Source organism: Streptomyces sp. NPDC006510 (assembly GCF_040611955.1).
Taxonomy (GTDB): domain Bacteria; phylum Actinomycetota; class Actinomycetes; order Streptomycetales; family Streptomycetaceae; genus Streptomyces.
Genome location: NZ_JBEXPH010000341.1, coordinates 1 through 5019 on the forward strand (window position 1 = coordinate 1; position 5019 = coordinate 5019).

The following is a 5019-nucleotide window of genomic DNA, read 5'->3' on the forward strand; positions in this document are numbered from 1 at the left end:
CCGCCGGAGCGGTGAACGTTCCCGGTCACCGCTCCGGCGGCCCCGGCCGCGCTGACGCGAGTGGTACCAGCAGGTACGCTCAACGCGATATGAGCAGCGAGAACCTCCCCCAGAGCCCGGAGCAGCAGCTCCGCAAGCCGCGCGTGGCCGTCGTGTTCGGCGGCCGCAGCTCCGAACACGGCATCTCGGTCGTCACGGCCGGCGCCGTCCTGAACGCCATCGACCGGACCAAGTACGACGTCCTGCCGATCGGCATCACGACGGACGGCCGCTGGGCGCTCACCGCCGACGAACCCGAACGCATGGCCATCACGGACAGCAAGATGCCGGAAGTGGCTCAGCTGGCCGAGTCCGCCGAGGGCGCCGTGGTGCTCTCCGTCGACCCCGGCAGCCGCGAAGTGGTGTACAGCGAGCCCGGCTCGGTCCCCAAGGCGCTCGGCGAGGTCGACGTCGTCTTCCCCGTGCTGCACGGCCCGTACGGCGAGGACGGCACCCTCCAGGGGCTCCTGGAGCTCTCCGGTGTGCCCTATGTCGGCGCCGGGGTGCTCGCCTCGGCGGTCGGCCAGGACAAGGAGTACATGAAGCGGATCTTCATCTCCTTCGGCCTCCCGGTCGGCCCGTACCTCGTGGTGCGCCCCCGGGAATGGGACAACGATCCCTCCGGCGCCCGCAAGCGCATCGTGGATTTCGCCGGTGAGCACGGCTGGCCGCTCTTCATCAAGCCCGCCCGCGCGGGCTCGTCCATCGGCATCACCAAGGTCGACGACCTGTCCGGGCTCGACGAGGCGATCGAGGAGGCCCGCCGCCACGACCCCAAGTTCCTGGTCGAGTCGCTGCTGCGGGGCCGCGAGATCGAGTGCGGGGTGCTGGAGTTCGAGGACGGGCCGCGCGCCAGCGTGCCCGCCGAGATCCCGCCGGTGACCTCGCACGACTTCTACGACTTCGAGGCCAAGTACATCGACTCGGCCTCCGGGATCGTGCCTGCCCCGCTCACCGAGGAGCAGACGGCCGAGGTCCAGCGGCTCGCGGTCGAGGCCTTCGAGGCCACGTCCTGCGAGGGCCTGGTCCGCGCCGACTTCTTCCTCACCGAGGACGGCACCTTCGTGATCAACGAGATCAACACCCTGCCGGGCTTCACGCCGATCTCCATGTACCCGCGGATGTGGCAGGAGAGCGGTGTCAGCTACCAGGAGCTGGTGGACCGGCTGATCCAGGCCGCGTTGAGCCGCCCGACCGGCCTGCGCTGAGCCGGGTCCCGCGCCGTACGGCGTGCGCCCCCGGGCGGGAGCGCACGCCCTACAGTCCGGGAACCGTCTTCCGGACGGCCGGGCCGAACGCGGCCAACGGGCTCGCGTCATGCGCGTACGCCTCGGACAGGGTCACCTCGACGTACGCCTTGCGGTAGGTCGTCGTGAAACGCGGACCGGCGTCATCGGGCTGCTCCAGCAGCCAGTTGACGCCGTCCGCTTCGGTCCCCTTCGCCATGGGGTCGTCCATCTTCACGGGCCGGGGGACACCGCAGCGCAGTACGATCTCTCCGTCCCCCCACTCGGCGGTCAGTTCGGACTTCGGCCCGGCGTCACCGCGGTCGAGTCCGGCAACGGTTCTCGGCAGCTCCCTGTGCAGCGCACGGCAGTAGGCTGCGGCTTCCGGGGACGGGGTGGGAACCGTGATCGACACCGCGGCGTCCGTCGAGGAACAGCCCGCCGCGGCCAGTAGCAGCGCGGCGACGGACGGGCCGAGGAACAAGGGGTGGCAGAGCCGACGCGATGATGTCACCGGCCCAGCGTAGACGGGGACTACAGATGAACGACCGGGCAGGTCAGGGTTCGGGTGATGCCTTCCACTTGCTGGACCTTGGCGACCACCATGCGGCCGAGTTCATCGACCGTGTCGGCCTGTGCGCGCACGATCACGTCGTAGGGGCCGGTGACGTCCTCTGCCTGGATCACTCCCGGAACTCTGGCGATGGTCTCGGCGACGGTCGACGCCTTGCCCACCTCGGTCTGAATAAGGATGTACGCCTGTACCACGGAACCTCCAGGACGGCCACGAGGATCATGTGGGGGAGAAAGGGACGCCACGGTATCGCGTTGCCGCGTGCCGCGGGGAGACCTGTGGGCCGTTGACGCCCACAGCGTGGCGTACGCAAGACACAAGTTGACGTATCTCTTGACAGTACCGACAGCAGTGACGGCCCGCGACCGCAAGCGCAGCGGTCCGGAAGGGGGACGGCATGGCGGTGACGAGCGGTGCAGACTGCTCCCTGCGGCGGCGGCCGGTCCACGGTCCGGACCCCCGGCCGCCGAAGCAGCCCGGACGACCGTCCGGCGCGATAGATGAGAGGTGAGACTCGGTGAAGGGAACCGTGGGCGAGTTGGGGGAGTTCGGGCTCATCAGGGAGCTCACTTCCCGGCTCACCACCACTCCGGCGGTACGGCTCGGCCCCGGCGACGACGCCGCGGTCGTGACCGCTCCCGACCGCAGGGTCGTGGCCAGTACGGACATCCTGTTGGAGGGACGGCACTTCCGCCGCGACTGGTCGACGGCGTACGACGTCGGCCGCAAGGCCGCCGCCCAGAACCTCGCCGACATCGCCGCCATGGGCGCGGTGCCCACCGCGCTGCTGCTCGGCCTGGTCGTTCCCGGCGAACTCCCGGTCACCTGGGCCGGCGAGCTGATGGACGGCATCCGTGACGAGTGCCAGGTCGCGGGCGCGGCCGTGGTCGGCGGAGACGTGGTGCGCGGCGAGACGATCACCGTCTCGATCACCGCGCTGGGCGATCTGCGCAACCACGAGCCGGTCACCCGCTCCGGCGCCCAGCCCGGCGACGTCGTCGCCGTCACCGGCTGGCTCGGCTGGTCCGCCGCCGGGTACGCGGTGCTCTCCCGCGGCTTCCGTTCGCCGCGCGCCTTCGTCGAGGCCCACCGGCGCCCCGAACCGCCGTACCACGCGGGCCCCGCGGCCGCCGGACTCGGCGCCACCGCGATGACGGACGTGAGCGACGGGCTCGTCGCCGACCTCGGGCACATCGCCGAGGCCAGCAAGGTCCGGATCGATCTGCGCTCCGGACTCATCGACATCCCCTCGCAGATGTCCGACATCGGGCAGGCGGTCGGCGTCGACCCGCTCCAGTGGGTGCTGACCGGGGGCGAGGACCACGCGATCGTCGCCACCTTCCCGCCGGACGTGAAGCTGCCCGCCCGCTGGAAGGTGATCGGCGAGGTCCTCAACCCCTCCGCGCTGCCGCAGGTGACGGTCGACGGGGCGCCGTGGACCAGCAAGGGCGGCTGGGACCACTTCGGGGACATCGAGGACGCGCAGTAGATTTCGGCGTATGCCCATATCTGCTGCTGTACCCGCCCGTGTGCTCACCGTCGCCGGATCCGACTCCGGCGGCGGTGCGGGCATCCAGGCCGACCTGAAGACGATGCTGGCGCACGGCGTCCACGGGATGAGCGTGCTGACCGCCGTCACCGCCCAGAACTCGCTGGGCGTGCAGGGCGCCTGGGAACTTCCCGCCGAGGCCGTACGCGCCCAGTACCGCAGCGTGGTGGACGACATCGGGGTGCAGGCGGTCAAGACCGGGATGCTGTCGTCGGCCGCCCTCGTGGAGACCGTGGCCGAACTCCTCGCCGGCACCGGCGCCCCGGCCGTCGTCGACCCGGTCGGCGTCTCCAAGCACGGCGATCCGCTGCTCGCCGCCGAGGCGCTCGACTCCGTACGGACGAAACTGCTGCCCGCCGCCACGGTCGCCACCCCGAACCTGGACGAGGTGGCCCAGCTCACCGGCGTCCACGTCGAGGACGAGACCGGGATGCGGCGGGCCGCCGCCGCGCTGCTGGAGTTCGGGCCGCGCTGGGTCGTCGTCAAGGGCGGTCATCTGCCGGGCGACCCCGTCGACCTGCTGACGAACGGCGCCGAGGAGCACTGGCTGCGCGCCCACCGGCACGACAACCGCCACACCCACGGCACCGGTTGCACACTCGCCTCGGCCATCGCCTGCCGGCTGGCCCTGGGACAGGACGTGCCCACGGCGGTACGGGACGCGAAGGAGTACGTCACCGGGGCGATCGCGGCGGGCTTCCCGCTGGGCGCCGGGACCGGTCCGGTCGACCACGGCTGGCGGACCCGCACCCGGTGAGCGCGCCCGGCGCACAGCAAAAAGCCGGTCCACCGAGGTGGACCGGCTTTTTGGGCAACCGGAAGGCTGCGCTACGACGGGAACGTCAGCGCGCGACCTTGCCGGCCTTGATGCACGAGGTGCAGACGTTGAGCCGCTTCGGCGTCCGACCGACCACGGCACGCACGCGCTGGATGTTGGGATTCCAGCGACGGGACGTACGGCGGTGCGAGTGCGAAATGTTGTTGCCGAAGCCCGGCCCCTTGCCGCAGACGTCGCAGTTGGCAGCCACGGGTCACTCCAAAGACTTCAGATGCACTTACAGTGAAATCCGGCGCGCCGGATTCATTTGACTGAAGTGGCGGTGCCGGAGGGATGTCCCGACTCTCATCGGGCAACCGAAGCAGCATACAACGGCTGCGTCGGTAGAACGAAACTACCATGGCTTTCACCGACCCCGTCCCGCCCCCTGTCCCCGCCGGACCCGGTGCGCGGGGACTACTCTGCGATGCAGCCGGCCGCCCACGGCCGAATCCGAGGAGGGCCGACAGGTGCCGCAGACCGCCGACGACATGGACGCCGTCGCGGTGCGTACCTGGTGCTCCCTGGCCCTGGACGCGCTGGGCCGGGAGCGCGAGGCGATCGACGCGATCAATGTGTACCCGGTCGCCGACGGGGACACCGGGACGAACCTCTATCTGACCGTGGAGTCCGCGACCCAGGCCGTCGAAGCGGTCTTCGCCGCCCACGAGACCGGCGGGACCGTGCCCGCCGCGGCCGACGCGGTACGGGCCATGGCGCACGGAGCCCTGATCGGTGCCCGCGGGAACTCCGGCACGATTTTGGCCCAACTACTGCGCGGGATGGCGGGGGTGCTGGCCGTCGGCCATGACGC

The 5019-nt window shown here is 70.8% G+C and carries 7 protein-coding genes; 4 read left to right on the forward strand and 3 right to left on the reverse strand.

Annotated features, from left to right (window positions below; all coding sequences use genetic code 11):
- Window positions 1-89 precede the first annotated feature (89 nt).
- Entirely contained in the window at window positions 90-1247 is a 1158-nt protein-coding gene (locus ABZY11_RS42725) for a D-alanine--D-alanine ligase family protein (protein WP_356484342.1), read from the forward strand.
- 49 nt (window positions 1248-1296) lie between these two features.
- Here ABZY11_RS42725 and ABZY11_RS42730 read toward each other — a convergent pair whose 3' ends face one another.
- Complete coding sequence (locus tag ABZY11_RS42730) at window positions 1297-1749, reverse strand: DUF3515 domain-containing protein (RefSeq protein ID WP_356484346.1); 453 nt, start codon at window positions 1747-1749, stop codon at window positions 1297-1299.
- A gap of 50 nt (window positions 1750-1799) precedes the next feature.
- Entirely contained in the window at window positions 1800-2033 is a 234-nt protein-coding gene (locus tag ABZY11_RS42735; protein ID WP_072487263.1) for an Lrp/AsnC ligand binding domain-containing protein, read from the reverse strand.
- Between the two features lie 323 nt (window positions 2034-2356).
- Between ABZY11_RS42735 and ABZY11_RS42740 the strand changes: the two genes are divergently transcribed.
- Together ABZY11_RS42740 and thiD are read left to right on the forward strand one after the other, a co-directional pair.
- A complete protein-coding gene (locus ABZY11_RS42740; RefSeq protein WP_356484343.1) occupies window positions 2357-3328 on the forward strand; it encodes a thiamine-phosphate kinase in 972 nt (323 codons plus the stop codon).
- 10 nt (window positions 3329-3338) lie between these two features.
- Window positions 3339-4145, forward strand: coding sequence for a bifunctional hydroxymethylpyrimidine kinase/phosphomethylpyrimidine kinase (thiD, locus tag ABZY11_RS42745; RefSeq protein ID WP_356484344.1), 807 nt, complete (start codon window positions 3339-3341; stop codon window positions 4143-4145).
- An 85-nt stretch (window positions 4146-4230) separates the two neighbouring features.
- Here the strand turns inward: thiD and rpmB are convergent, their stop codons facing one another.
- Window positions 4231-4416, reverse strand: coding sequence for a 50S ribosomal protein L28 (rpmB, locus tag ABZY11_RS42750; RefSeq protein ID WP_030928661.1), 186 nt, complete (start codon window positions 4414-4416; stop codon window positions 4231-4233).
- Window positions 4417-4675: 259 nt separating this feature from the next.
- Between rpmB and ABZY11_RS42755 the strand changes: the two genes are divergently transcribed.
- Window positions 4676-5019: DAK2 domain-containing protein (locus ABZY11_RS42755; RefSeq protein WP_356484345.1), on the forward strand; the 344-nt coding region annotated here is incomplete at its 3' end.

Excerpts from the sequence above, each read along its gene's own strand:
- ABZY11_RS42725 (WP_356484342.1), top strand. The coding sequence starts at position 90 with ATGAGCAGCGAGAACCTCCCCCAGAGCCCGGAGCAGCAGCTCCGCAAG.
- thiD (WP_356484344.1), top strand. The coding sequence starts at position 3,339 with ATGCCCATATCTGCTGCTGTACCCGCCCGTGTGCTCACCGTCGCCGGA.